The following is a 25,664-nucleotide window of genomic DNA, read 5'->3' on the forward strand; positions in this document are numbered from 1 at the left end:
CGATGTGCAGGGAGCATAAAATGAAAAACAGATTACAAATATATGGGATATTGTGGAAACAGTATCTGTTTAAATATAAATGGTGGATACTCTTTGTTCTCATATTTGCACTGGCGGCAGGTGTGGCCGGAGGGAAAAGTGTCCATAAGGAAAGCGATTACAGAGGGATAACGGCAGGCGTGTGCTGGTCAGATGAAAAAGGGAGGCAGCTGCTTACAAAGCTTGAGCAGGAAAAGGGTATTTTTAAATTTCAGGGATTTGAGAATGTTTCTGAAATGATCCGGGAAGTGGAGAATGGAACTTTGGAATGCGGTTACGAGCTGTCTTGGGACTTTTATGAAGAACTCCTGAATGGAAAGGCAAAGCGTCAGGTAACGCTTTACTATTCTCCGGCTTCTTCCACCCATAAAATATCCTTTGAGATTGTGTTCGTCAATTTATTTGAAATGCTCTCTGAGGATATTCTGCGTCATTATTTAAGGGAAAACGGTTTTGGGAATGGAACGGGGGAGGATGTGGACAGGCTGCTGGCCTTAAATAAGCAGTATGCGGAAGATGGAAGTGGCTTTCATTTTGTTTATGAGACCACACAAGAAAAAGAGGACAAGGCGCCGGAAAATTTAAACAGTTTTAGAGGCTGTATGGCTGTGATGATGTTTTTGATGTGCCTTTTGGGTCTAGGAAACGCTTTGGAGCAGGAGCGGATTTGGAAGGCGCTGCCGGGACATTTAGGAAGGCAGGCTAAATCGGGCTATATACATGTGGCGGTGCTTGGCAGTATTTTAACAGGAGGACTTTGTCTGCTGCTGCAGGGAATGCTCAGCCACAGAGTCAGTTTCAGTAAAGAAATTGTGGCTCTTTTGGCATATGCTGTTGTGCTTGAAATTTATGTGAGGGTTTTAAACCTGTTTATAAAAAAGAGCAGGGAAGTGTATGGGCTTTTGCCGGTTCTGGTTTTGGGGAGCTGTTTGTTTAGCCCGGTATTTATCCGTATGGAAAATTATCTGCCGGCAGTCTTGTGGGTTTCAAAAATTTTTCCCACAACTTATTATCTCCGGCTGTTTTTTTAGGGACAAGAGGAGGTTTTATGGTGAAAAAAACATGATTTAGTAAGATTCTGTCTAAAAGCTTCTAAATAATAAGGTGGAAAAATTTAAAAAAAAATGTTATACTAAACCAGTGCATTTTATAATAATACGAACAACAGAGGAATTTTTTCAGGATGACGCCAATAAAGAACAAGATTAAGCTAAAGGGAAGGCTGAAAAGATATGTGCAGACTTCTTTATATTTAGGATTTTTGTTAGTGCTTGTAAATCTGGTGGTGTATCTTTTTAGTGCGCCGGCCGGGCTTGTATTAACTGGCTTTGTGCTTATTTATTTTATTGTGGTTTTGCTCTTACAGTATTATAACAGGCCGGTTATTATGAATGAGATGGTGAGCTTTGCTACCCAATATGGACAGGTGCAGAAAGTTCTCCTTCGGGAGCTTGAGATTCCCTATGCCATATTGGACGATGAAGGGCATGTGATCTGGACAAATGAAGCCTTCGAAGATGTTGTACATAAGGGCAAAGGATACAGAAAGTCCATTACCTCTCTTTTTCCTTCTATTACCAGAGAGAAGCTTCCGGGAGAGGAGGAATTTACGGAGCTTGACGTTGCCTATGAGGATAGCAATTATGTTGCGAGAATGCGCAGGATTTCTCTGAAAGAAATGCTGGAGAGCAGTGATATTGTCAATGCCAAAGAATATGAAGGCTTTTTGATTGCTTTTTATCTGTTTGATGAGACAGCCCTTCGGATTGCCCTCCAGGAGGTGGATGACCAGAGTCTTGCGGTTGGGCTTCTTTATCTTGACAATTATGATGAGGCGCTTGAGAGTATAGAAGAAGTGCGGCGTTCTTTGCTTACTGCGCTGATAGACCGGAAGATTAACAAATATATTGCAGCCCTTGACGGTATTTGTAAAAAGATTGAGAAGGACAAGTATATGATTGTTCTTCGCAAGAAGGCCACGGAAAGCTTAAGGGAAAGCCGGTTTGATATATTAGAGGATGTTAAGACGGTTAATATCGGTAATGAGATGGCCGTAACGATTAGTATTGGATTGGGGTTAGACGGTTATACTTACGCCCAGAATTATGAGTTTGCCCGCAATGCCATTGATCTCGCCCTTGGGCGAGGCGGTGATCAGGCGGTTGTAAAGACACCGGAAAACATTACCTATTATGGTGGAAAGAGCCAGCAGGTGGAAAAGAATACAAGAGTAAAAGCAAGAGTAAAGGCCCAGGCCCTTCGGGAGATTATTACCAGCAAAGAGAACGTGCTGATTATGGGGCACAGGTTTGCGGATGTGGACAGCTTTGGGGCGGCTGTGGGGATTCACCGGATCGCTACTACGTTAGAGCGCAGGGCCCATATTGTGTTAAATGATGTGAGCACATCTCTAAAGCCTATGGTTGACCTGATGAAAAGCCATGAGGAATATGACGATGATACGATTATACCCAGCCAGCAGGCGGTAGAGTATGCCGGAAGTAATACGGTGCTGGTGGTAGTAGATGTGAATAAGCCCAGCATCACGGAATGCCCTGAACTATTACGCATGTGTAAATCTATTGTAGTTTTAGATCACCACAGGCAGGGGACAGAGAGCATTGAAAATGCAACCTTATCCTATGTGGAGGCATATGCGTCTTCCGCCTGTGAAATGGTGTCTGAGATTTTGCAATATATCGGAGAGAGTATACGGATTACGGCGGAGGAAGCGGACTGCATGTATTCCGGTATTATGATTGATACCGACAACTTTATGACAAAAACCGGTGTCAGAACATTTGAAGCGGCAGCTTTCTTAAGGAGAAACGGGGCGGACGTGACAAGAGTCCGTAAATTATTCAGGGAAAATGCGAATGAGTACAAAGCCAGGGCGGATGCGGTAGGCCAGGCGGAAATTTACAAAAATGTGTTTGCCATATCAACCTGTGCCAGTGAAGGTTTGGAAAGCCCTACCATTGTAGGCGCGCAGGCAGCCAATGAGCTGCTGAATATCAGGGGAGTGAAGGCAAGCTTTGTTTTGACAGAGTACCAAAATCAAATTTTTGTCAGTGCGCGTTCCATTGATGAGGTGAATGTACAGGTAATCATGGAGAAGATGGGCGGCGGCGGTCACTTAAGCGCGGCGGGCTGCCAATTTAAGGATGCATCTATTTTTGAGGGAATTGGCATGGTGAAGGCTACTTTGGATAAGATGTTAAGTGAAGGAGAACTTGAGATAGATTGAAAGTTGGCTGTAAGGAATTAGAATAATTTTACAGACGGAGGAGAAATAATGAAAGTAATATTATTAGAGGATGTAAAAAGTCTTGGTAAAAAAGATGATATTGTAAATGTAAATGACGGATATGCAAGGAATTTTGTTTTGCCTAAAAAGCTGGGAGTTGAAGCTACCAGCAAGAATTTGAACGATTTGAAGCTTAAAAAGTCAAACGAAGCAAAATTGGCCAAAGAGCAGCTTGAAGCGGCCCAGGCATTTGCGGCGGAAATGGCAAAGGATGAAGTGATTTTATCCATCAAAGCAGGAGAGGGCGGTAGAACCTTTGGCTCTATTTCCACCAAAGAAATCGCACAGGGTTATAAAGAGCAGTGTGGAAAAGAAATTGATAAGAAAAAAATCATTCTCCCAGAAGCTCTCAGGAGCTTTGGCATGTTTGAGATCGGTGTAAAGCTGCATCCAAGCGTGACAGGTACACTTAAGGTGAAGGTAGTTGAAAAATAATAGCTATTTAAGAAAAATGGATGGAAAAAAGATGTTTACGATACACGATAATAGGCATAGCCTATTATATAGGAAAGTAGGCTATGCCTATGGTATACGGGGGTAGAAGATTGTAGATGGCAGGAACGGAAGAAGCGCTTTTAAAGAGGGTATTGCCCCACAGTATAGAGGCGGAGCAGTCTGTAATTTGTTCCATGCTTATGGACAGGGAGGCTATTACCATTGCATCGGAAATCATTTATGGAGATGATTTTTATGGCAAACAGTATGGCGTGCTGTTCGATACCATGGTGGAATTAAATGACGAGGGTAAGCCGGTGGATTTGGTGGTGCTGCAGAACAGGCTTAAGGAGAAGGATGTGCCGCCGGAGGTCAGCAGCCTTGAATTTATGAAGGACTTATTAGCTTCTTACTATACCTCGGCGAATATTAAGTATTATGCGAATATTGTGGCTGAAAAATCAACGCTTCGGAAGCTGATTCGTCTGAATGAGGAAATTGCTAACACCTGTTATGTGGGAAAAGAAAGTCTTGAGACTATCTTAGAGGATACGGAAAAACGCGTTTTTGAACTGGTTCAAAAGAGAAATACCGGTGAGTTTGTTCCAATCAGGCAGGTGGTTATGAATGCCATGGACAAGATTGAGCGGGCCTCTAAAAATAATGGAAATGTGACAGGTGTGGCAACGGGCTTTATCGATTTAGATTACAGAACAGCAGGTATGCAGCCTTCTGATTTGATATTGGTTGCGGCAAGGCCTTCTATGGGAAAAACGGCTTTTGTGTTGAATATAGCGCAGCATGTGGCCTTTAAGCTGAATCAGACAATTGCGATTTTCAGCCTGGAAATGAGTAAGGAGCAGTTGGTGAATCGTCTTTTTTCTCTGGAATCCAGAGTAGATTCCCAGCACTTACGTACAGGGAATCTCACAGATGCAGAGTGGGAAAAACTCATAGAAGGTGCAGGCATAATAGGTAAGTCCAATTTAATTATAGATGATACGCCCGGCATCAGCGTTCCGGAGCTGCGCTCAAAGTGCAGAAAGTATAAGCTGGAACACAACTTAAATTTAATTATCATTGACTATTTACAGCTTATGTCAGGAAGCGGGCGTGGGTCCGATTCCCGTCAGCAGGAGATATCCGATATATCCCGTTCCTTGAAGGCCCTTGCAAGAGAACTGAATGTGCCGGTGGTTGCGCTTTCCCAGTTGAGCCGTGCAGTGGAACAGCGGCCGGATCACAGGCCGATGCTGTCTGATTTGCGTGAGTCCGGCGCGATTGAGCAGGATGCAGATGTGGTTATGTTTATCTATAGAGATGAATATTACAACAAGGATTCAGAGAAGAAGGGCATAGCAGAAATTATAATAGCCAAGCAAAGAAATGGCCCTATCGGAACCGTGGAGCTGGTTTGGCTGCCGGATTATACCAAATTTGCAAATCTACAAAAATGAATATAATATCAAAAGCTTTTACGCTTTGTGTGAGAGCTTTAGGAATACGAAAGAGGACAAGCTAAGTAAGCTTGTCCTTTTGTTACAATAAAATGATATAGGAGTGGAGTGGTAATGATACAATAGATTGTTTGTGAGGTATGACAATGTATGGTGTAACAAATTATTTTACAGAGATGACAGTATTGAGCAGAATAAGCTGACAGTGAAATAGGACAGCATTGCTATTAAATATAAAGAAAGGGGAAGGATACATGAAACAGGCAGAAAAGATTTACATGATTTCAGACGCGGCAAAACAGATACAAGTAGAGGCTCACGTGCTCAGATATTGGGAGGAGGAGCTTAAAATACCGGCAAAGCGGAATGAGATGGGACATCGCTACTATACGGAGGAGGATATTGGTACATTTCGCAGGGTAAAGGAGCTGAAAGAGCAGGGATTACAGCTCAAGGCAATTCGCCAAATGCTTAAGAATGGGAATTTACAGGCTCCCATGATGGTCTTTGAAACCTCAGGGGTTGAAGGGGGGATAAGAGGAGAGGAAGCATCAATGCCGGCAGAGGTGCAAATGAACGTTTCTCAGGAGGAAGTGGAGATGGGGAAACGCCATGTGGTTATGGTGAAAAAGGGTGAGTTCCTTCCGGTAGACGAAAAAACTATGCAGGTACAGGAAGAAAGCAGAGAACAGAAAAGCTTCCGGCTTCAGCAACTTTTGAAGGAAATGATAGCGGATGCGATACAAAGCAATAATGAGGAAATATGTCAGGAGATTAAGGAGACATTGTTAAAGGAATTAGATTATCAGTTCAGACTTCAGGAGGAAAGGGAAGACGCGAGAGAGGAAGAACATGCCTTAAAACAGGAGGAACATTACCAGAAAATTGATGAACTGCTTCGTGCTTATAACCAGCGGGGAAGAAAGACAAAAAAGACACGGAAGGAGAAAGAGAAACAGAAAATGGACTGTGAAACAGAAAAAGAGGAAGAAACAAATCCTGAGATGGACGGGGAGAAAAATAAAGGATTGAAAACACTCTTTCAGAAAAAGAAACGTTCATTGGTTTAATGGGCCGGAAGTACATTGGGGTTCTGAAAGTGAGAGATTTTATTCTACATACTACCTCGGTTTCAGAACCCATTGAGAAAAAGCCATTTTATCTGATGCAATATTTAAAAAGTTCTTTAATTTGCCCATACAACTTGCTGCGTTGCTGTTAAAGGGTAGGACCGGAGCTGATCGGATTCCAGATTTTCCCGTTGCATGTCAATAGCTGTAAACTGACTGTTCTCATATGTCTTGTAATAGTAAAAGCCCTTTGTGGCGTTCATGCAGCAGGAATAGGTGGTGATATCGCAGAGATTTCCGGAAGTGATGACGCTGCCTTTTACCAGTGATACGGAATCCAGAATATGAAAAGCCTGGGAAATGCTGCTCATTTCATCATCATTGCATACGGAATTTAAGCACATGTAGGCCGCTTTGACAAAACGTGAGGCGGGAGAGAAATCTCCAGGCAGACCAAAGCATCCAAGTCCCTGACCAAAGGGAATCAGACTTGGTATGGAAGTGAAGCAGTTTTTAGGGTTGCCCGTAACTAAATTCATATATTGGCAGAGATTTGTGGTTTGAAAATGAAATCCGGGATTGTTAGTCAGTACCCCAACCGGATTGTCATAGACCTTCATTCCGTCCCGGGTGCTTTCCAGTACAATGGAGCTGTCACTATCTGCAATATGCCAATGCAGCGGCGTAAGAGGTATGTCAGAACTGAAAGGGACGCTCACAAGATGAGTGGCAGAAAGAAGCTTCTTTGCTTCAGCAATAGAAGCGCATTTGCCCAATATCCACAAAATCAGCTCAAAAGGGGAAATATTGTTGCTGCTGCTATCTTCTGTGTCAGGATAATAGGCATTGTCAGGAAAGTTTAAGCCCGCAATACAAAGCCCTCTTTCATTCACGGCATCAGCATAGAGCGGATATCCTCCGCTTACGGCAGCCATTCCAAGTATAGCGTAATGTCTGTCCAATATACCGACCTTGCGGAATGGCAGTGGATAGTTTCTTGGGGTAAAAACAACGGATTCATTAAAATTGTATTCAAGGTCCATGGTACGTCCAAAGTAAAAGTCATGCGTTTTCAATGCAATACTGGTGCACATTTTGTTCCCTCTTTATTGATAATAATAGTGGTTATAGCAGTTTAGTCTGTTATGAGGCTATTATATGCTTTTTTTCTTTGATTTATGCGAGCAATGAGCCAGGTGGGCATGCTTGCATGAACATTTGGCGACTGCCGCGAGGTTCACGTACTCCATTGCTTTCAGGGGGGAGACTTAGGTGGCAATCAGTTGAAAGAGAGCGCGGGAATCAAAGCAAGACGCTCCTCCTGGCTAAAATAGTAACGAGGGGAATTGGAGAGGCCTGTATTTTGGTTTTCAATTACGGTAAGCTTGCTGTCCGGCATCATAAAAAGAGTGTGCCATGTGTTGACCGGAACATTATATATCCTGCCTGGGGAAAGCCAAGTACAGCTGACGCTTTCCGGTTTTTGTCCCTGACCTCCAAGCAGAATGCCACAACTGCCGTTCAGCAGAATAAAAACTTCATCGGACTCTAAGTGCCTGTCGAAATATGCTATATGATCCGGCAGATACATCGTGCATGCATTTAAAACCGCAACCCGCCAGCCGCCATAATCGATCAGAGGCTGGTATCCGGGCTCATCGTGTGTAAAAATCTGTAAGTTGTTCATAGATATGAAATCCCTCCTTGCAATATAACAATATTTTTACAATTTATCATTTTAAATTAAATAATGACAATAGGGTATTTATAAAATACGTGACAGTAGGTTGGTTGCATGCATGGTCATCTTCTCGGCCTCATCATAATGTTTGCTGACCAGGCACAGGAAAAGGAGATCGCAGATATACTGCTGGGAATAGTGGGATGATACGGCGCCGATACGGGTTTTGCGTTCAATGGCGTGGGTGCTCAGGCATACGTTGGCAGTGCGTCCTACGGGCGAATCGGGATTTCCGGTTATGGCAACTATAAAGGCCCCCTGTTTTTTAGCCGCCTGGGCAGATATGGTAATTACGTTAGTGGTGCCGGAAAAGGAAAAAGCGAGTACGACATCCTCACGGGCGATGGTGATGGTGGAAAGAAGGTTTATCTGGCTGTCGGGAAGAAAAAAAGCTCTTTTGCTGATGCGCAGGAGTTTTTGCTGCATATCCTGCGCCACATTAGCTGAGGAGCCGACACCTAGTAGATAGATGCAGCCTGCATGGTCGATCATATGGACCACCTGTGCCAGAGTAGCGTTATCAATGTGATTGGCAGTGGTGGTGCAGACATCTGTCACATGCGCCAGAAGCTTACTGGCACAATTCTCGTAAGAATCATCTACATTAATAATCATATCTTTCTCAAAATACTGATTATTATTGAAGTATTTGGCCCAACCTACTTTCATGGAGGGAAAACTGTCAAAACCGATTTTTCTGAAAAACCGAACAATGGCGGCGGGAGCTGGGAACTATTAATGATGTCTGCGAGCAGATTTCCCGGGGAGCATCCATCATCGCCTACGCGGGGCCTGATGCCTTCAGTTCTTCGGCACCGGATCTGGCTATTTTAAACAGCCAGTATTGTCTGACAAGCGCTGATCAGATTGATGCGATTAATCAGTCAGACTGGTTTAAAGAACAGGCGGAAAAATTAGCCCAGGATGGTAATACCAGAATATTGTCATGGAACTTCTTTACCGGATACCGCCATATTCTGTCAAAGACACCGATTGAGACGCCTGATGACTTAAACGGCGTGCAGATTCGTGTGGCGGATTCTCCGGCCGCAATAGCGTTTGTCAAAGCATTGGGTTGTTCACCGGTGGTGACCAACTGGAATGAGGTTTACTCATCAATTTCTACGAATATCGTAACAGCTTGTGAGGCGCCGTTGGCTACCTTGTATTCTTCCAGCCTACAGGAGGTGGCACAGTACTGTACGCTGACCAATCACCTGGTTTCCACAGGTATGATGGTTATACCTGTGGACATATTTGCATCCATGCCAGAAGAATATCAGAATATCCTGCTGGAGGCAGTATATCAGGCGGGCGTGGATTTTCTGACGGCGAAACTGCCAAAAAAGTATGCTATACGGTTGAAGCAGGTGGTGTATTTTTTTATGCTTTTAACCTGTTTCTTCATGCTTTATCTGAGCATTGTGATCTCATCACAGGGGTTTTTAAAGGTAAGCGCATACTTTCGAATCCCATATTTTTATAAGTATATTTCAGTTGCCATAGGTTTTGCATGTATGATTGTCCATACGCTGCGCTATCTGGCATTGTCTTTCAGAGCGCCGGAGGATTTCTTCAACCGGATTGCCCAGGGAGGCTTGCCAGGTCTGGATGATAAGGAGACGGATAAGCAGGAGGTGAAAAAGACATGATGGCAATTGTTCCGCTTATAATACTACTTGATATTATTCATCATGGGATTTCCGATTGGATTTGCCCTTATGCTCTGCGTGATTTCTTACTTTGCATGGGCGGCCGGAATCCCAATGGATGTGGTTATCCAGCGTTTCGTATCTTCTACGGAATCCACCTCTTTGCTGGCAATTCCCTTTTTTATTACAGCCGGCTCAATTATGAACTATTCCGGCATTACGGAAAAGCTTTTGGATCTCTGCGACCTGCTAATCGGACATGTGAGGGGAGGACTTGGACATGTGAATATTCTTTTGTCAGCTATGATGGGAGGGCTATCGGGGTCCTGCGCTGCAGATGCCGCACAGGAATGTAAAATTCTGGTGCCGGAAATGGTGAAAAAAGGATATGACAAACCTTTTTGCGCTGCAGTGACGGCGGCATCGTCCCTGATTACATGTATCATTCCGCCCAGCATAGGGCTTGTGGTATACGCTTACTGCACGGATACTTCTGTGGGAAAAATGCTTGCCGCCGGATATATGCCTGGAATTCTGATGACAATAGGACTGATGTTACTGGTGGCATTTTTAGCAAAGAAGAGGAATTATCCACCCAGCAGGGATCGGCATGCCAGCTTTCAGGAGATAATTCATGGGATAGGGGCGGCCCTTTGGGCATTGGGACTGCCAGTGATTCTGATTGTAGGCTTGCGCTGCGGTATTTTCTCAGCAGCAGAGGGAGGCGCAATAGTGGCGGTCTATGCTACCAACCCTACGGTATTCTTGCTCATGGTTACAGTGCTTTTTCTCATTATCGGCATGTTCATGGATGGTACCACAGCAATGATTATCATGGTGCCCATATTTGGACCTATTGCCGTGAATCTTGGAATTGATATGGTTCAGTTTGGCGTGGTGCTTGTGGTAAACTGAGCTATTGGGGCCATCACGCCTCCTTTCGGTGTTGTCATCTATCTGATTGCGCCAATGCTGAAAATGAAGGTGGACGATTTTATCAAGGAATTGCTGCCGTTTATAGGAGTATTGCTGGCAATCCTCCTGCTTATGGTATTCTGTCCCGGAGTCTGTACATGGATACCAAATCTAATATACGGGTAGCATGAAATAATATTAAAAACAATAGGCAAAGGAGAGAAAATTTATGAGTTTTATGTTTAATCCTCATCCTTATGATGACTATACACCGATGAACAGGCCGGGACTTTCCAAGGAAATAATGGAAAGGGCTGTGTTTGGTGCGAAGGAGGTTATGAAGACTTTATCTAAGGCTGTGCTGGAATATAAATTGGAAAATGGGGGTTGTGTAGCAGCATTGGAGGGTTACCCTTCTGCTGGCTTTGAACAGTTTGCCAATGAGATTACCTGTCTGCCCCAGGATCGGGTAAAGGATCCGGTGCTTTTATATGGGCGTCTTTATGAGGGAAAGTATATAGACTTGATGGATGCGGAAAAGGTGGCGGAGATTAAAAGGCTCTGCAGGCAGATCCGTAAAGAGGGCGGTATTGCCATTCTCTACGGTATGGGGGCCGCCTGTGAAGAACTGCAGGAGATTATTGACGTGCTGATCTATTTGGACGTAACGCCGAAGGAAGTGATGCTCCGTGCGCATGCCGGACGCTGGAAGAATTTTGACGATGATGTGGCCCAGCCTGTAAAGGAGCTGCAAAGGCGGCGTATTATGTGGATTTTGAGCTGGCAACAGCGCTGAGGGGAGATTTGCTCCGGCATGGAAAAATTGACTGGTACGTGGCTAGTGATAAAGACGAGAGGATGAATGTGGTGAGTGGGAGAGATCTTGCGCTTATAACAGCGGGGCTGGCCGCTTACCCTTTCCGATGTAAGCCGGTGTATCTTGAAGGAGTATGGGGCGGGTATTATATACAGCATGCCCGGAAGCTGCCGGAACAATTTAAGAACATTGCATGGATATTTGATCTGATCCCTATGGAAGTCAGTATCCTGATCCAGCTTGGAGGCGGTTTGATGGAAATGCCCTTTTTTACCTTTGTACAGTGCCAGGCAGACGCGATTCTGGGCACTCAGATTAAGGAGCGCTTTGGCGGATATTTCCCTATCCGTTTCAATTATGACGATACGTTCCATTCTAATGGGAATATGTCAATACAGGTGCATCCGCCCAGAGAGTACTGCATGGAAAATTTTAATGAGCTGGGAACTCAGGACGAGGGCTATTATGTGGTTGTGACAGGGCATGGGGCCAGGACTTATTGCGGTTTGAAGGAAGGAATTAATAAGGATGAATTTTTTGAAAAAATTCGGCAGTCCGAGCGGGAGCATACAAAGGTGGATTATGAGAATTATGTGAACGAGGTGGAATCCATGCCAGGCCGCCCACTCCTGATTCCCGGAGGCACAATCCATGTATCCGGAAGAAACCAGCTGATTTTAGAGATTGGCAGTCTCACTATGGGTTCCTACACTTTTAAGCTGTATGATTATCTTAGGGAAGATCTGGATGGAAAACCCCGCCCGATACATAGCTATTACGGAGAGCAGGTTTTGAAGGAGGAGCGGACGGAGAAATTTGTATATGAGCATCTGGTAAAGGAACCTATGTTGCTGCATCGTGGAGAAGGATATGAAGAATATGTGGTAGGAGAGGATGAATTGGTTTATTACAGTACCAGGAGGCTTTGCTTTGAAAAAAAGGCGGAGGATTGTACGGAAGACAGATTCCATGTGCTGGCACTGGTGGACGGTGAGAGGGTTGTTGTCCGCTCAAAGAGCAATCCTGACCGCAGCTATACTATGAATTATCTGGATCTGGTGGTGGTTCCGGCTGTCATAGGCGAATATGAGCTGGTGAATATGGGCAGCCAGCCGGTAGTAGTATATAAGGTGCTGGTAAGATAGGAGTATGTTATGAATAAGGTAATATTAGCGGTTGATGACGGAGGAACAAGCATAATATATCGTTTGCTACGGGGTGGAGATTATGCATTCTTGACAGAACGGAAATTTTATGATATGCCATCTATGGGAACAAAAGGTGAAATATTAAACGTATTTGAAAATATGTTTACAGATGCTGCAAAGCAGTGCGAAGAACTGGGAGGGGAAATTACCCGTGGGGCCTTCTCGGTTCCAGGCCCCTTTGACTGCGCTGCAGGCATCAGCCGGATGGAGCACAAATGGATATCGTTGAAGGATATGCCACTGCGGAAAGTATTCCGGGAGATGGGGATTTTGCCGGAAAGAACAGTATATACATTCCTTCATGATGTACATGCCTTTCTTGTAGGTGAAAAGTATTTCAGCCACGCAAGGAATTGGGGAAATTCGCTGGGGATTATAATCGGCACAGGCCTGGGGTTGGGATTGTGGGAGAATGGTGAACTGCAATTTTCAGAAAGCGGAGGGCCTTTTTACAGCATTTTCCGTAAAGTGTACCGAGAAGGGATTCTGGAGGATTATGTTTCCGGCAGAGGCCTTAGTGCCATTTATATACACAATGGCGGTCAGTCTTTGGAAGCCAGGGAAATAGCGGATAAAGCCAGGGAAGGAGACCGAATGGCTCAGGCGGTGTACCAGCAGATGGGAACCATTCTGGGGGAAAATATTGCGGATATTGTCATAGGGCACAAAATACAATGTATTATGGTTGGAGGACGGGTATCCCTTGCTTTTGACTTGTTTGGTCAGAATTTGCGCGATGCTCTGGGAGGATATGTCAAGATTTATGCATCTGAGATGTTGGAGTCTGCTGCCATGTTGGGAGCGGCAGTATGGGGCGGCAGTGTAGCGTCATAAAAAGACGTGGCTATCTGGCAGGGAGGAGGCGCCATGAGCCGGTTTTCTAGAAAGTTTTGTCATAATGAGGAAAGTGTGCGGCGTCTGTCGCAGGTGCAGTACCTTTCCTTTCAGAAAAGATATATTTTGCTGTAGCTTTTGATGGGGGCTGGTTTTGTGTTCGCATCTGTATTTGGGTCGATGGACCGGGTGGCAGGGGGCTGTGCTGTCTGCTGGGGTGCTGGTTGCTCATTAGCTGGAGACAGGTACCGAATTTCCGGGTCAGAAAGTTTTTAAAAAGCTGCCATGGAAACTTTCCCTGCACAACCTTTTGTTTTGAAGAAAAGGGAATGGTGGTAGTGAATGTTCAGGGGGAAAGGGTTCTTTCATATGACAGGATTATCAGACTGGCAGCGGATATGCCTATGATTATCTGTTTTTAAGCGCCTATGGAGCATATATGCTGCCCCATGAGGAAGGAAAGAAGGAGGAAATGTTCCGGAACTTTCTTGCTCAAAAGACGGGGCTTGAATGGCTGCCTGTGAAAAGTGCATTTATGATATCTATGAGGCAGCTGCGGGGGGAGTGGAAAAATACCAGGAAGAAATAGAAATAAAAAGACAGGTGCTAAAGACACCTGTCTTTTTATATGAAAGAGTTATTAATTATCATCTTATTCCTCAGAAATAGCGCCTACAGGACATCCGCCAGCGCAGGAACCACAGCTGATGCAGGTATCTGCATTGATTTCAAATTTTCCATCGCCTTCAGCGATAGCGCCTACAGGACACTGGCCTGCACAAGCCCCACAAGAAATACAAGCGTCACCAATTACGTATGCCATAATCAAATCCTCCTTAAAATATATCAATATTTTTATCAATGTCTTAGTACATTCTAATATATAATGATAGGAAATACAAGTAAAATATTAGGTAAATTCTAGACATATTTTAGTTCCCAATACTTTTCCGATGTTGGCAAGAGTACGCTTGGAAAAAGCTTCCTTTTGGAAGATTCCATAAACTTATTTTGAACACGACCATATTGTGTTATGTTTGTGTGGTATAATATAATGCAAGAAGGAGAAGCATGTTTGGGTGTAAACTTCTAAACTCTATTAGTGGCAGTATCGCAAACAAAGCTTGCGATATGCAGGGGGATAAGGTTGAAAGAATTGTATTTTTTCAACCGCAAATTTGTGCTTGAACGCATAAATTCGCATGTTGAGAAAGGAGCATGGTTATAAAAATGAAAATTGATCGCTTAATTGGGATTATATTTATTTTACTTCAAGAAGATAAAGTTACGGCTCCCGAACTTGCAAAGCGTTTTGAGGTATCAAGAAGAACTATCAACAGAGATATTGCAGACATTTGCAAAAGTGGCATTCCAATCGTTACTACACAAGGCAGTGGTGGTGGAATATCCATTCTTGACAGCTACAAAATAGATAAGGCCTTTTTTGACGAAGATGAGCTGCAGGCTATATTTTCCGGACTGCAAGGAATTGACAGTGTATCAAAAAGGTCATATCTGGCTAATATTGCCGAGAAACTTTCAAAGAAAAGGAATCAAATAGAATCCAATGGCAGTATTATGATTGACCTGTCATCTCATTACCAAAAACCGTTAGTACACAAGATAGAATTGATAAAAAAGGCAATTCAGGAAAGTAAGTATATTTCGTTTTTGTATTATTCCGAGAAAGGTGAGAGTGCAAGACGGATTGAACCTTATTATCTGATATTCAGATGGTCAGCGTGGTATGCTTTGGGATATTGTTTAGATAGGAAAGACTATCGCCTTTTTAAGTTAAACCGTCTATGGAATATGAATATTCAAAGCGAGAAGTTTGTTCCCCGCAAAATACCTCAAAAGGAATTGGAATTTGATGACTATTTTTCGACTGAGATAATTCATCTTAAAGCAATCTTTTCTAAAAGTGAGAAATATCGCTTAATTGAGGAGTATGGTATAGACTGTTATCATGTTACAAATGACGGAAACTTATTTTTTGAATGGGATTTTGCAAGTTATAGCTATATGCGATCATGGGTATTCAGCTTTGGAGATAAAGTAAAGGTATTAGAACCGCTTAAACTTTGCAGAGATAGAAAAAAGCAAGCGGAGAATATTGTTCAAAAAGAAATAGAATATGACATATAGATGTCGTGTTTGGTGTGCTATTCTATATAAATCAAATGGGAGGTAAATTATTATGGTTGAATCAAGATGTGGATTATTATGCAATGAATGCGGCTTTCGAGAAACAACAGGGTGTAAAGGCTGTGCAAATATGGATAAACCTTTCTGGGCTGATAGTTGTCAGGTTAAGTCTTGTTGCGAAGCTAAGTCGCAAAATCATTGTGGAGAATGTGATGATTTTGTCTGTTCTTTACTTCATACTTTTGCCTATGATATGGAACAAAGCGATAATGGAGTAAGAATTGAACAATGTAAAAAGTGGGGCAAAAATACTGAAATCACGTAAAAAATATTTGAATTATTAAAAAAATACCGGTCTTTTATATAAAATATATCTGTCTTTTGATGAATATTTTATATAAATGACCGGCATTGTCTACAGAGCTATCACAGGCCCGTCTTACTATTCCTGGGTATTTTCCGCCCTGCGGGCGCGAATCCCATCTAAGATCACCTGTTTCTTTTCTACCACCTTATCCTTGTCCATAGCAGGAACGCCGGCTAATTTGTAGGACATACCCAGCTTTTTGTACTTGGTTTCGCCCATAGTGTGATAGGGCAGAACATCAAGGGCTTTCAAATTGGAAAACTGTCCGATAAAATAGCCTAACTGATACAGATATTTCTCATCATCGGTAATGCCGGGAACGACTACATGACGAATCCACATATCCACATGCTTTTCATTTAAGTAGGCGGCAAATGCCAAAATCCCTTCATTAGGCTGGGCGGTAAGCTCCTTATGCTTTTCCGGGTCAATGTGCTTGATATCTAACATAACCAAATCCGTTAATTTCATCAGCTCATCAAGCTTTTCAATAAAGGGCTGATTGTCCGGTTTAAAGGCAATACCGGAGGAATCAATACAGGTGTGTACATTCTCGACCTTGGCAATGGTAAACAGGTCAATGAGGAAATCAACCTGCATTAAAGGCTCACCACCGGTTACGGTGATGCCGCCGTTTTTATAAAAGGCTTCATTTCTCCTATATTGCTCAAATATTTCCGCAGGTTCCATCATGGTACCGCCGGTCATGGACCAGGTATCGGGATTGTGGCAGTAAGCGCACCGCATGGGACATCCCTGCACAAACACAACAAAACGGGTTCCCGGGCCGTCTACCGTGCCAAAACTTTCTAAAGAGTGAATTCTACCTTGCATCATTACATCTCCCTTCTTATTTCAATCTATAGTATAACAGAAAGCGGGTGAAAAGCAAATCAGAGTTTTGTTTGCTTTTCGCATAAATGGCCATAAGTATTACAGCTCACGGCCTAAGGGCCGCTTATAGTATCTTGCAAAGCTTATTATAAAAGGGCAGCCGGCAGATAAATCATATCCGCCGGCTGCCCAGTTAAATTTTAATTAACGAACAAGTCTTTTTTAGATAGACTCATGGAATGTACGGGAAATAACGTCAGCCTGCTGTTCTGGTGTTAATTTGATGAAATTAACAGCATATCCGGAAACACGGATTGTAAGCTGAGGATAATTCTCGGGATGTTTCTGAGCATCTAAAAGCATATCTCTGTTTAAAACATTTACGTTGAGATGATGTCCGCCCTTTGTTGCGTATCCATCTAACAATGATACTAAGTTATCTACCTGTGCTGTATTATTAGCCATGGCAAGTTTACCTCCTTATATAATTGATTAATGAAAGTCATCCAGACCGTCTTCCAGGGTAGGGACGCTGCAGGCTAAGGGAGTCCTGGAACAATCCGTACACCCCATGGTTTGAACATCTTTTGTCTTTTCACTGGCTTCGTCATAGTCCACATTCACATGTCCTACGCCCATAGCCATGCCGGAATCCAGCATTTTAACAAGGTCATCCACCATTTTATTATTGTCCATTGCATTGTACCTCCTGAAATTAGGTTGTTATTTATTCTGACTTTGTAAAAGTTCAGCTTGTTTGAACGGTTACATTATTTGTTTAAATCAAGTTCAATATCTCCGGCAAATACCTGATCTTCTTTGCCAAGAGCGCCCGGAATGATGGTGAAGGTATTGGAGATACCATCCTGTGCATCATTGAAAGGAAGCTTGGATACAGAAGACAAGGATGCTACCGCACCGTGGGTATCACGTCCGTGCATCGGGTTAGCGCCGGGAGCGAAAGGCTGGCCTTTCTTACGTCCGTCAGGTGTATTACCTGTTGCCTTACCATAAGTTACATTAGACGTAATGGTAAGAATAGATGTTGTAGGAACACCGTTTCTGTAGGTATGGTGTCTTCTGATTGCTGTCATGAACTTGTGAACAACTTCCTGAGCAATGCTGTCTACGCGGTCATCATCATTACCATATTTCGGGAAATCACCTGTGGTCTTGAAGTCTACAATGATACCGTCTTCATCTCTGATAGCCTCTACCTTAGCATATTTGATTGCGGATAAAGAGTCGGCTACGATAGAAAGTCCGGCAACACCTGTTGCGAAATAACGCTTAACATCTCTGTCATGAAGGGCCATCTCAGCTCTCTCATAGCAGTATTTGTCATGCATATAATGGATAATGTTCAAAGTATTTACATAAACGTCTGCCTGCCATTCCATCATATCGATGAATTTGCTGTAAACGTCATCAAAATCAAGAACATCGCCAACAACAGGACGATATTTAGGACCAACCTGTTTCTTGGTAACTTCATCAACACCGCCGTTTAAGGCATAAAGCAGACACTTAGCAAGGTTTGCTCTAGCGCCGAAGAACTGCATTTCCTTACCTATAACCATAGAGGATACGCAGCATGCGATACCGTAGTCATCACCGTGTGTAACTCTCATAAGGTCATCGTTCTCATACTGGATAGAAGAAGTCTGGATGGACATCTTTGCACAGTATTTCTTCCAGTTTTCAGGAAGTCTTGTGGACCAGAGAACCGTTAAGTTAGGCTCAGGGCTGGGTCCTAAGTTGGTAAGTGTATGCAGGTAACGGAAACTCATCTTTGTTACCATAGGACGTCCGTCAACGCCAACACCGCCGAGAGACTCGGTTACCCATACGGGATCGCCAGCGAAAATCTGGTTGTACTCAGGTGTACGAGCGAATTTTACGCAACGCAGCTTCATAATGAAGTGATCAACAAATTCCTGAATCTGCTGTTCTGTGAAAGTGCCGTTTGCAAGGTCTCTTTCAGCGTAGCAGTCAAGGAAAGTAGATGTACGACCAAGGCTCATTGCAGCGCCATTCTGCTCTTTAACAGAGCAAAGGTATCCAAAGTAGGTTGCCTGGATTGCTTCCTGTACGTTGGTTGCAGGTTTGGAAATGTCGCAGCCATAAGAAGCAGCCATTTCTTTCATTAATTTAAGAGCAACGATCTGCTCGGAAATTTCTTCACGCAGACGGATAACATCATCTGTCATAACGCGTCCTGTGGAATCTTTCTGCGCCTGCTTGTCTTCAATCAATCTGTCGATACCATACAGAGCAACACGTCTGTAGTCGCCGATGATACGTCCACGTCCATAAGCGTCAGGAAGACCTGTGATAATATGTGCGGAACGGCAAGCTCTCATCTCTGCATTGTATGCGTCAAAACAGCCTGCATTGTGTGTCTTTCTGTGAGTTGAGAAGAACTCGCTGATTTCAGGGTCTACTTCGTAACCATTATCAGAGCAGGCTTTCTCAGCCATTCTGATACCGCCGTAAGGCTGAAAGGAACGCTTGAAAGGCTTATCTGTCTGGAAACCAACGATAGTCTCCTTGGACTTATCAAGGTAACCAGGGCCATGTGATGTGATTGTGGATACAACCTTGGTATCCATATCAAGAACGCCGCCTGCTTCACGTTCCTGTTTCTGCAGATCCAGTACCATCTGCCATAAATCCTTTGTGTTCTGTGTAGCTTCGGCTAAGAAGGACTCATCACCCTCATAGGGATGATAGTTTCTCTGAATGAAGTCACGTACGTTAACCTCGTTCTCCCACTTGCCGCCTACAAAATCTTTCCATTCTGGTCTCATTTTGCGTAAGCCTCCTAATCCTTATTTGATAAATTTATTTGTGCATAAAACTATGCTTCTGCCGTAACATTATTATATGTTATTCAGTTGCGGCGAGTCAAGGCAAAGCGTGTACTTTTTTATGAACAAAGTACGTATTTTAGGGAAATTTTATAATTTTTTTGTAAAAATTGTTTAGGGTTCATTTTTATCCCCTTTGCATACCGCAAGCTTTGCCTGTGGTACTGCGTTAATAACACTAGGCTGAGATATCTTTTTAGTCTGGTAGCGGTCCGATTAAAAAAAAGAATGTGCTTATCCCGTATTTTTAGTCCGCAATGAGGTTTAGTCTTGCCAGAAACCGGGCAAAGTATTATACTGAAATGCAGGTATATAAAGTAAAATCTGCCTGAAATAATGGTGTATACAAAAGGAGGTTATGGTATATGGCACAGATCAATAAAGATATGACAATTGGTGAAATTTTAAGAACCAATCCGGAGGTTGCGCCGGTTCTGATGGAAGCCGGCATGCACTGCTTAGGCTGCCCTTCTGCCCAGGCTGAGAGTCTTGCGGAGGCTGCTATGGTGCATGGCATGGACATTAACGATTTGATGGCTAAAATCGAAGCATTATAAAAAGCCCATAAATGGATACTGCGGCATAGGGTCGGTGACGGCCCTGCTTACAATACCGGTTTTCTTTCAAAATACCCTCTGCCAAAGGGAGGATGTATTTTGTATGGAAGGCCGGTATTTTTACTGTGCCAACAATAAAATGAACCGGTTGAAATAAAAAGGCCGGAATGATAAAATCTATGTATACCATTTGAAAGGAATGGCTGACAATGAGAAGATATTTACGGGGAATGAATCTGCAGAAAAAAATATTGTTTTCCAACGTACTTTTATTTGCCCTTCCCTGTTTGATTTTATCCTGGCAGATTATTTCCTTTGTGCAGACGGAGGCGAATCAAAGGCTGAATCAGTCCAGGCTGGCTATTTTAAACCAGATCAACCGGAATATGGAGGACATGCTTAAAAATATTGTGGTTTATTCGGATTTCTTTTTTAGCAATGCGGAGGTAAACGGCCTGCTTTCTCAAAAAAGATATGAAAGCGATTATGAGGCAAGAACCACCGAAAAGGCAATGCAGGAATTTTTGCGGAGCCGTTGGGTTTATTATGGCGATACGGGGTATTATCTGGAAATATTGGGAGAAAACGGACGGAACTATTCTTCCAGATGGAACGATGAAGTAGAGTTTATATTTTCGGACCTGAATAGTTTAAAAAAGGAAGATTGGTACGATATGTTGTTAGAGAGCGGCAGAATCCGTTACATTCCAACCTATCGAAGCGAGGAATTTGGCAAAGACAAGGACAGTATTGTACGTGCGGTGCGGCTTTTGCGGCATTTAAACAGCGGCAGGTACATTGGATTAATGGATGTAAGCATTCAACAGGAACGGTTTGAACGGTTGTTCAGAGACGGCATCCGGCAGGAAAATCAAAAAGTATTTTTGATGGACGAGACAGGGCGGATTATCAGTTGTACGGACCAGGAACTGACAGGAAGTTATATCAGCTCACAAACCTATCTGGGAAAACTTTTAGACTACGACCATGGTTATTTTCCTGCAAACATAGAAGGGATTTATTCACAGATTTGTTTTACCACAAACTCTGTCACAGGCTGGAAAATCGTAATGTATGAAACCATGCAAAAGAGCGCCTGGTTTGGCAATTGGAGCTACCTTTGGATGGTAGGGGTGGCTGTCATATACTTTTTGCTGGCTCTGCTGATGTCCATTTACAACGCAAGATATATCAGCCATCCGGTGCAGAAGCTTAAGGAGGATATGCGCACGGCCTACCAGGGAGATTTAAGCGTCCGGGCACAGGTGGAGAGCAATGATGAGTTTGGGCAGCTGGGCAGCCAGTTCAACCAGATGCTTGACAGAATCGAGGAACTGATAAGACAGCTTGGAGAGCGGGATGAGGAAAAGCGTGTTTTGGAACTGAATGCGCTGCAGGCGCAGATCAATCCGCATTTCCTATATAATACGCTGGCGTCCATCCGGTTTTTGATGGAAATGGACATGAAGGAGAAAGCAAACATCTCCCTTTTAGCGCTGGCTAAGCTACTTAAGAAAACCTTCTCGGATTATCGGGAGCTGATTCCGGTCAAGGAGGAGATGGAGTCTTTGGAAAATTATCTGGTGCTGATGGAAAACCGATATCAGGATATGTTTGAATGGGAAATTCAAATGGACAGGGAAACGGAGGAATGTCTGGTGCCCAGGATTTCCGTACAGCCCCTGGTAGAAAATTCTATTTCCCATGGCTTTGGTGCGAAAAAAGAAATGGGGAAGATTTGTGTTAAGGCGCGAAAGGAAGGGGAAGAACTTATCATCAGTGTTTATGATAATGGAGAAGGGGCGGACCTTCATAAAATCAAGACGCTGCTTGCTTCTAAGAAGGACTGCCAGGAAGGCCAGGTCAGCAGCATTGGAATCAGGAATGTACAGGAGCGTATCAGGCTTTCTTTTGGAGATGAAAGCGGACTTTTTGCTTATCAACTGGAAAATGGAGGAATCAGAATTGACATGAGGATGCCGGCCAGAACGGCGGGTGCGTTACAGGGAGGGAGCCATTATGAAAATCATCATCATTGAAGATGAAGGAATTACCAGACAGTGGCTTAAGAAAAAGCTGGAAGAACTTTCAGGGGATTATCATGTGGAAGGGGTTTTTTCCAACGGCAGTATGGCCCTTGATTATCTTGCCTGTGCAAAGAATGTGGACGTTGTCTTTACGGACATACGTATGCCCGTTATGGATGGGCTGGAATTTTTGGAAAAGCTTTTGGAAATGGGGCTTAAGCCCTATAAGGTGATTCTAAGCGCTTATGACGAATTTCATTATGCCCGTCAGGCAATCCGTTTAGGCGCCCAGGAATTTGTGCTAAAGCCTGAAATCACCAAAGAGTCCCTGAAGCAGATTCTGGACGCTGCAGCAAAGTATCTGGAACAAAAGCAGGTTGATAAAGAGGAAACCCAGATAGAAGAAACGGAAAACAAAAAGGGGGCGGTTTTTGCCGAACTGGTAAAACAGGGTATGGCCGGCGCCGAAGAATTGACGAGGGTTTTGGGAGAAAATATAAAGGAGCAGGAAATTTCAAAATTGGTGTTTGCTGAAATTTATCTGGAAAAGCAGGTCTCCTGCGAGGCTGTAGAAGAACTGCTTGCTATATTCCTGGAACAGGAACAGCTGCAGGGAGCTTTCTTCTGGGCGGATAACCAAACGCTTATTTTGGGATACTTACATAATAAAGAAGGGGAACGTCTGCAATTGATGGACAGGCTGGGAAATATTTTGCAAGTCCATACAGGTATCAGGCCGTATCTGGGAATCAGCAGGATGCAGGGGGATGGAAACCAGACGCAGCGGGGGACAAACCAGCTGATTGACATAAAAGAAATGTGCAGACAGGCCGCCGCCGCAAGAGAAAACAGAGTTTTTTTTGGACTTTGCGGAGCCTGGCAGTATGATGATATGCGGGTTTATATGAAGCAGGAGGCGGGAGAGCTTTATTTTAACCAGGATATTAAGGAAATCATGAAATACCTGTATCAGGCCGATTATGCAAAAGCAGCGCAAAAAGTAGAGGATTTTTTACATAATGTGCAAAAAGCATCTTATCTTCACCCTACATATGTGAAAGCCTTGTGTGATGAGATTTTGTCGGCATACCGGCATAATCTGTGGGAGTATGGGTTAAATGATGACGAAAAAGAACGAGTGGAAGGGGCCAAGCTTTTAATAAGCAGGGAGATGCTGAACTTACAGAAGCTTTTGGATGCCGTGAAAAGCGAAGAGGATTATTTGTGTAATCTTTTGCAGAAAAAGCGTGGAAACATGCAATATTCAGCCTCTGTAAAGGAGGTAATGGAATACGTAGAAGATCATATGGGAGAGAGGATTTCATTAGAACAGATGGCGGATAAGGTGTTTTTGAGCAAGCCCTATCTTTCTACGCTTTTTAAAAAGGAAACGGGCAGGAAATTCAGCAGCTATCTGCAGGAGGTAAGGCTGGAAAAATCCCGTACCTTGTTAAAGGACACCAGACTGTCGGTAGGAAAAATCGCTGAACAGGTGGGCTTTTTTGATTCGGCTCATTTTAGCCGGGCGTTTAAAGACCATTACGGGTGCTCTCCTTTGGAATACCGGAAAACAAAATAATATACAAAAAGACAAAACAAAATACAAAAATGGCAAATTTTATATAAATTATATAAAAAAATATGCGAAAATATAGAAATTGAGTACAAGGAAGTGTTAATTGCAGACATGGAACCTGTGCTCTTTTTTTCGTAAAATAAAAACATCAAACAGTTGATTGTAAAACAAAATCGTGAGCTGTCAATTGGTTAAGAGGTTTTGTAGTCAATCGTTTTTATCAGCAATAAAGGAGGGAAAAGATGAAGTTAAAAAAAGTTATGTGCGCTCTGTTAGGAGCAGCAATGGCGCTTAGTATGGCAGGTTGTGGAAACAAAGGTACGGAAGAACTTGTTTCAAAAGATGCGGCATCGTCATCGGAAACAACCCAGGAGTCCGAAGCAGGCAAAGATTCCGGCAGTGAGCAGACAGCTTCAGGTGAAAAGGTTAAACTGACTTTTTTAAGAGCGGGTACAGATGCCGGGAAAAAGGAATTTTGGGATAAAGTAATTGCGGACTTTGAGGCGGCGAATCCCGATATTGAGATTGAGTACCAGGAATGCAGTTACGGAGATGATTTTGAAACCAAGTTAAATACCGGATTTGCGTCAGGAACGGCGCCGGATGTGATTGATTTTACATTAGCTTCCATGGGCGTGAGAGTTCCTTTGGGACAGTATGCGGAATTGGATGAATTTACAACCAATTGGGATGGCAAAGATGATTATATGGAGAGCGCTTTGAATCTGGGAACCATCAACGGAAAGCTTTATGGTATCGCAACACAGCCGGATGTGCGGCTGCTGGTTTATAACAAAGAGCTGTTTGAAGAAGCAGGTCTTGATCCCGATAGCCCGCCTACAAACTGGGATGAGCTTTATGAGTATCACAAAAAGCTGGTGAAAAAGGAAGGCGATAATGTGGTTCAGACCGGGCTTAGCGTTCCTTCATCCGGCACAGGCCAGCAACATTATCTGACGATTTTCCTTCTGGCAAACGGGGAAAAGAATCTGGTGGACGAGGACAATAATACGGTTTTGTGTAATTCCGAAAAGACGGTGGAGGCAGCGGAATTTTTAAAGAAGCTTGAGGATGAGGGAACCATTCCCTGGGATAGCAGCAACAGCGACAACAATCCCTTTGCAAGCGGACTTGCAGCCATGACTTATGCCAATACCACCGATTTCGCCACATGGGATGGCGGTGCGTTAGCCGGCAAAATTGCAATGGCAGCTCCCTTAAAGCAGGAAAAGCAGGCTACCTTCTGCGGTATGGGATTTATGTTTATGAGCAGTGAGACACCACACAAAGAAGAAGCATGGAGATTCATGGAGTATGCATCTTCTGCAGATGTGGCATGGACCCGCTACGAAATGATGGGCGTGCCGCCTGTAAGAGAATCTCTGAAAGAGCGCTATATTGCGGAAAATCCGGAAAACAATGCGGTTATTTATGAATCAGTTGCCTGCGGCGTGGGTTCGCCCAAGGTTGCATATTCAAACGCTGTTTTTAATGCGGTGAATGATGCCATGGAACGTGTTGCTTATGGCGTGGAGGATCCCAAAACAGCCTTAGACAAGGCGGCGGAGGAAATCCAAAAGGAAATTGACAATCAGTAGTAAAGAATATTCTTCGCGGACAGACCTTATGTTAATAAAACAATAAATAAAATAAATCAGAAAAGCATAGTAAGCTCATTTCGGCATCTGCACAAATATCAGATATTACAATTTGACATTTGCCAGATGCCGGATTTTTTTAAAAAGTCCAGCTAAGAAATGTCAATAGGTAAAATGAAAAATGTTTAAAAAGTATTTTTCAAGCAGTTGAT

Annotated in this window: 23 protein-coding genes and 1 pseudogene; 16 read left to right on the forward strand and 8 right to left on the reverse strand. The window is 43.4% G+C overall.

What is annotated here, in order from left to right; genetic code table 11:
- Positions 1-20: 20 nt before the first annotated feature.
- The 5 genes from D5281_RS16250 to D5281_RS16270 all read left to right on the forward strand — a co-directional run bounded on the left by D5281_RS16250 (position 21) and on the right by D5281_RS16270 (position 6,308).
- Positions 21-1,070, forward strand: a complete 1,050-nt coding sequence (locus tag D5281_RS16250; protein WP_160561159.1) for an ABC transporter permease — start codon at positions 21-23, stop codon at positions 1,068-1,070.
- Positions 1,071-1,231: 161 nt separating this feature from the next.
- Positions 1,232-3,286, forward strand: a complete 2,055-nt coding sequence (locus D5281_RS16255) for a DHH family phosphoesterase (protein ID WP_456299543.1) — start codon at positions 1,232-1,234, stop codon at positions 3,284-3,286.
- 48 nt (positions 3,287-3,334) lie between these two features.
- A complete protein-coding gene (rplI, locus tag D5281_RS16260; RefSeq protein WP_160561161.1) occupies positions 3,335-3,781 on the forward strand; it encodes a 50S ribosomal protein L9 in 447 nt (148 codons plus the stop codon).
- A gap of 116 nt (positions 3,782-3,897) precedes the next feature.
- On the forward strand, positions 3,898-5,238 hold the full coding sequence (gene dnaB, locus D5281_RS16265; RefSeq protein WP_160561162.1) for a replicative DNA helicase: 1,341 nt from the start codon (positions 3,898-3,900) through the stop codon (positions 5,236-5,238).
- 254 nt (positions 5,239-5,492) lie between these two features.
- Positions 5,493-6,308 (forward strand): helix-turn-helix domain-containing protein, encoded by an 816-nt coding sequence (locus D5281_RS16270; RefSeq protein ID WP_160561163.1) that lies wholly within the window; start codon positions 5,493-5,495, stop codon positions 6,306-6,308.
- A 116-nt stretch (positions 6,309-6,424) separates the two neighbouring features.
- On the opposite strand, the gene bsh is transcribed toward D5281_RS16270, so the two are convergent.
- The 3 genes from bsh to D5281_RS16285 all read right to left on the reverse strand — a co-directional run bounded on the left by bsh (position 6,425) and on the right by D5281_RS16285 (position 8,664).
- Positions 6,425-7,402, reverse strand: coding sequence for a choloylglycine hydrolase (gene bsh, locus D5281_RS16275; RefSeq protein ID WP_160561164.1), 978 nt, complete (start codon positions 7,400-7,402; stop codon positions 6,425-6,427).
- Positions 7,403-7,587: 185 nt separating this feature from the next.
- Positions 7,588-7,995: a cupin domain-containing protein gene (locus tag D5281_RS16280; RefSeq protein ID WP_160561165.1), complete on the reverse strand. Its 408-nt coding sequence runs from the start codon at positions 7,993-7,995 to the stop codon at positions 7,588-7,590.
- 78 nt (positions 7,996-8,073) lie between these two features.
- Positions 8,074-8,664, reverse strand: a complete 591-nt coding sequence (locus D5281_RS16285; RefSeq protein ID WP_160561166.1) for a MurR/RpiR family transcriptional regulator — start codon at positions 8,662-8,664, stop codon at positions 8,074-8,076.
- A 119-nt stretch (positions 8,665-8,783) separates the two neighbouring features.
- On the opposite strand from D5281_RS16285, the gene dctP reads away from it, so the two are divergent.
- The 5 genes and pseudogenes from dctP to D5281_RS16310 all read left to right on the forward strand — a co-directional run bounded on the left by dctP (position 8,784) and on the right by D5281_RS16310 (position 13,475).
- A complete protein-coding gene (dctP, locus tag D5281_RS16290; RefSeq protein ID WP_330585098.1) occupies positions 8,784-9,701 on the forward strand; it encodes a TRAP transporter substrate-binding protein DctP in 918 nt (305 codons plus the stop codon).
- Between the two features lie 27 nt (positions 9,702-9,728).
- Positions 9,729-10,802: pseudogene (locus tag D5281_RS16295) on the forward strand (TRAP transporter large permease).
- A 43-nt stretch (positions 10,803-10,845) separates the two neighbouring features.
- Entirely contained in the window at positions 10,846-11,412 is a 567-nt protein-coding gene (locus D5281_RS16300) for a hypothetical protein (protein WP_160561167.1), read from the forward strand.
- On the forward strand, positions 11,385-12,578 hold the full coding sequence (locus tag D5281_RS16305) for a class I mannose-6-phosphate isomerase (RefSeq protein WP_160561168.1): 1,194 nt from the start codon (positions 11,385-11,387) through the stop codon (positions 12,576-12,578). Before D5281_RS16300 ends, D5281_RS16305 begins: the two co-directional genes overlap by 28 nt.
- 9 nt (positions 12,579-12,587) lie before the next feature.
- Complete coding sequence (locus tag D5281_RS16310) at positions 12,588-13,475, forward strand: ROK family protein (RefSeq protein ID WP_160561169.1); 888 nt, start codon at positions 12,588-12,590, stop codon at positions 13,473-13,475.
- Positions 13,476-14,127: 652 nt separating this feature from the next.
- Here D5281_RS16310 and D5281_RS16315 read toward each other — a convergent pair.
- Complete coding sequence (locus D5281_RS16315) at positions 14,128-14,298, reverse strand: DUF362 domain-containing protein (RefSeq protein ID WP_160561170.1); 171 nt, start codon at positions 14,296-14,298, stop codon at positions 14,128-14,130.
- Positions 14,299-14,693: 395 nt separating this feature from the next.
- Here D5281_RS16315 and D5281_RS16320 point away from each other — a divergent pair, with 395 nt between their 5' ends.
- Entirely contained in the window at positions 14,694-15,623 is a 930-nt protein-coding gene (locus tag D5281_RS16320) for a helix-turn-helix transcriptional regulator (protein WP_277935413.1), read from the forward strand.
- Between the two features lie 52 nt (positions 15,624-15,675).
- Positions 15,676-15,948, forward strand: coding sequence for a DUF3795 domain-containing protein (locus D5281_RS16325; RefSeq protein ID WP_160561171.1), 273 nt, complete (start codon positions 15,676-15,678; stop codon positions 15,946-15,948).
- Positions 15,949-16,065: 117 nt separating this feature from the next.
- Here the strand turns inward: D5281_RS16325 and pflA are convergent, their stop codons facing one another.
- The 4 genes from pflA to pflB form a co-directional block, all read right to left on the reverse strand.
- Positions 16,066-16,827, reverse strand: a complete 762-nt coding sequence (gene pflA / locus D5281_RS16330) for a pyruvate formate-lyase-activating protein (protein WP_160561172.1) — start codon at positions 16,825-16,827, stop codon at positions 16,066-16,068.
- Between the two features lie 219 nt (positions 16,828-17,046).
- Entirely contained in the window at positions 17,047-17,289 is a 243-nt protein-coding gene (gene grcA3 / locus D5281_RS16335) for an autonomous glycyl radical cofactor GrcA3 (protein ID WP_160561173.1), read from the reverse strand.
- 27 nt (positions 17,290-17,316) lie between these two features.
- Complete coding sequence (locus tag D5281_RS16340; RefSeq protein WP_160561174.1) at positions 17,317-17,520, reverse strand: hypothetical protein; 204 nt, start codon at positions 17,518-17,520, stop codon at positions 17,317-17,319.
- Positions 17,521-17,594: 74 nt separating this feature from the next.
- Positions 17,595-19,634: a formate C-acetyltransferase gene (pflB, locus tag D5281_RS16345; RefSeq protein ID WP_160561175.1), complete on the reverse strand. Its 2,040-nt coding sequence runs from the start codon at positions 19,632-19,634 to the stop codon at positions 17,595-17,597.
- A gap of 425 nt (positions 19,635-20,059) precedes the next feature.
- On the opposite strand from pflB, the gene D5281_RS16350 reads away from it, so the two are divergent.
- The 4 genes from D5281_RS16350 (at position 20,060) to D5281_RS16365 (ending at position 25,452) form a co-directional block, all read left to right on the forward strand.
- Positions 20,060-20,251, forward strand: coding sequence for a DUF1858 domain-containing protein (locus D5281_RS16350; RefSeq protein WP_160561176.1), 192 nt, complete (start codon positions 20,060-20,062; stop codon positions 20,249-20,251).
- Positions 20,252-20,460: 209 nt separating this feature from the next.
- Positions 20,461-22,290 carry a cache domain-containing sensor histidine kinase gene (locus D5281_RS16355; protein WP_160561177.1) on the forward strand — a complete coding sequence of 610 codons (1,830 nt, stop codon included), beginning with the start codon at positions 20,461-20,463 and terminating at the stop codon, positions 22,288-22,290.
- On the forward strand, positions 22,271-23,857 hold the full coding sequence (locus D5281_RS16360) for a response regulator transcription factor (protein WP_160561178.1): 1,587 nt from the start codon (positions 22,271-22,273) through the stop codon (positions 23,855-23,857). Before D5281_RS16355 ends, D5281_RS16360 begins: the two co-directional genes overlap by 20 nt.
- A gap of 239 nt (positions 23,858-24,096) precedes the next feature.
- Positions 24,097-25,452, forward strand: a complete 1,356-nt coding sequence (locus tag D5281_RS16365; protein WP_160561179.1) for an ABC transporter substrate-binding protein — start codon at positions 24,097-24,099, stop codon at positions 25,450-25,452.
- Positions 25,453-25,664 lie beyond the last annotated feature (212 nt).

It is taken from the genome of Parablautia muri, from assembly GCF_009917485.1.
Classification (GTDB): Bacteria; Bacillota; Clostridia; order Lachnospirales; family Lachnospiraceae; genus Suilimivivens; species Suilimivivens muri.

Bases quoted from the DNA above. Each gene is read 5' to 3' on its own strand.
- D5281_RS16250 (WP_160561159.1), top strand. From the start codon at position 21: ATGAAAAACAGATTACAAATATATGGGATATTGTGGAAACAGTATCTG.
- rplI (WP_160561161.1), top strand. From the start codon at position 3,335: ATGAAAGTAATATTATTAGAGGATGTAAAAAGTCTTGGTAAAAAAGAT.
- dnaB (WP_160561162.1), top strand. From the start codon at position 3,898: ATGGCAGGAACGGAAGAAGCGCTTTTAAAGAGGGTATTGCCCCACAGT.
- D5281_RS16270 (WP_160561163.1), top strand. From the start codon at position 5,493: ATGAAACAGGCAGAAAAGATTTACATGATTTCAGACGCGGCAAAACAG.
- bsh (WP_160561164.1), bottom strand. From the start codon at position 7,402: ATGTGCACCAGTATTGCATTGAAAACGCATGACTTTTACTTTGGACGT.
- D5281_RS16280 (WP_160561165.1), bottom strand. From the start codon at position 7,995: ATGAACAACTTACAGATTTTTACACACGATGAGCCCGGATACCAGCCT.
- D5281_RS16285 (WP_160561166.1), bottom strand. From the start codon at position 8,664: ATGATTATTAATGTAGATGATTCTTACGAGAATTGTGCCAGTAAGCTT.
- D5281_RS16300 (WP_160561167.1), top strand. From the start codon at position 10,846: ATGAGTTTTATGTTTAATCCTCATCCTTATGATGACTATACACCGATG.
- D5281_RS16310 (WP_160561169.1), top strand. From the start codon at position 12,588: ATGAATAAGGTAATATTAGCGGTTGATGACGGAGGAACAAGCATAATA.
- D5281_RS16315 (WP_160561170.1), bottom strand. From the start codon at position 14,298: ATGGCATACGTAATTGGTGACGCTTGTATTTCTTGTGGGGCTTGTGCA.
- D5281_RS16320 (WP_277935413.1), top strand. From the start codon at position 14,694: ATGGTTATAAAAATGAAAATTGATCGCTTAATTGGGATTATATTTATT.
- D5281_RS16325 (WP_160561171.1), top strand. From the start codon at position 15,676: ATGGTTGAATCAAGATGTGGATTATTATGCAATGAATGCGGCTTTCGA.
- pflA (WP_160561172.1), bottom strand. From the start codon at position 16,827: ATGATGCAAGGTAGAATTCACTCTTTAGAAAGTTTTGGCACGGTAGAC.
- grcA3 (WP_160561173.1), bottom strand. From the start codon at position 17,289: ATGGCTAATAATACAGCACAGGTAGATAACTTAGTATCATTGTTAGAT.
- D5281_RS16340 (WP_160561174.1), bottom strand. From the start codon at position 17,520: ATGGACAATAATAAAATGGTGGATGACCTTGTTAAAATGCTGGATTCC.
- pflB (WP_160561175.1), bottom strand. From the start codon at position 19,634: ATGAGACCAGAATGGAAAGATTTTGTAGGCGGCAAGTGGGAGAACGAG.
- D5281_RS16350 (WP_160561176.1), top strand. From the start codon at position 20,060: ATGGCACAGATCAATAAAGATATGACAATTGGTGAAATTTTAAGAACC.
- D5281_RS16355 (WP_160561177.1), top strand. From the start codon at position 20,461: ATGAGAAGATATTTACGGGGAATGAATCTGCAGAAAAAAATATTGTTT.
- D5281_RS16360 (WP_160561178.1), top strand. From the start codon at position 22,271: ATGAAAATCATCATCATTGAAGATGAAGGAATTACCAGACAGTGGCTT.
- D5281_RS16365 (WP_160561179.1), top strand. From the start codon at position 24,097: ATGAAGTTAAAAAAAGTTATGTGCGCTCTGTTAGGAGCAGCAATGGCG.